Origin of the sequence: Acinetobacter sp. UBA6720, assembly GCF_002454215.1 — a bacterium.
Taxonomy (GTDB): domain Bacteria; phylum Pseudomonadota; class Gammaproteobacteria; order Pseudomonadales; family Moraxellaceae; genus Acinetobacter.
Genome location: NZ_DKIK01000015.1, coordinates 11,093 through 11,877 on the forward strand (window position 1 = coordinate 11,093; position 785 = coordinate 11,877).

General features: G+C 43.1%; 2 protein-coding genes. Both read right to left on the reverse strand.

Annotated features, from left to right (window positions below):
- Positions 1-212 (reverse strand): 50S ribosomal protein L25 (locus B4F08_RS01710; protein WP_291372742.1); only part of this gene is annotated, 212 nt, incomplete at its 3' end.
- Positions 213-313: 101 nt separating this feature from the next.
- On the reverse strand, positions 314-785 hold a 472-nt coding region (prs, locus tag B4F08_RS01715; RefSeq protein ID WP_291372744.1), incomplete at its 5' end, for a ribose-phosphate diphosphokinase.

The following is a 785-nucleotide window of genomic DNA, read 5'->3' on the forward strand; positions in this document are numbered from 1 at the left end:
TCGCCAACTTTGATTTCAACAACTTCTTCGAAGAAAGCATTGCTTTCTAAAGCTTTAACAAGCTCACGAAGTTCTAAAGTAACAGCTACAGGTTCAGCAGCACCACCGTAGATGATTGCTGGAACTTGAGCAGCATGACGAAGGCGGCGGCTCGCACCTTTCCCTTGGTTAGCTGCTTCACGCGCTTGAGCGTTTAATACGAAGTTTGCCATGATAGACATCCTTAATTTAAGTTTTAAATAAACTAGATCTGCGACCGACCTAGTGAGACAAAGCCCTGCACAGAGCAGGGCTTTTAAAATTCAGCGCTATATTATAGATAAGAATCAAACATTGCGCTAATAGATTCTTCGTTGTTAATACGACGAATTGTTTCAGCAACCATACTCGCAACTGAAACTTGGCGAATCTTACCAAGAGCTTGAGCTTCTTCAGAAAGAGGAATGGTGTCTGTAACAACCAATTCATCAATCACAGAATTTTTCAAGTTTTCGATAGCCTTACCTGATAAAACAGGGTGAGTTGCATAAGCAACCACTTTGCGCGCACCAAATGTTTTCAATGCATCAGCAGCTTTACATAACGTACCAGCAGTATCCACCATGTCATCTACGATGACGCAGTCACGGCCTTTAACATCACCAATCAAGTGCATGACTTGTGATTCATTTGCCTTTTGACGACGTTTGTCGATGATAGCAAGGTCAATATCGCCCATTTGTTTAGCAACAGCACGGGCACGAACGACACCACCAACGTCTGGAGAAACCACCATGAGGTTATCA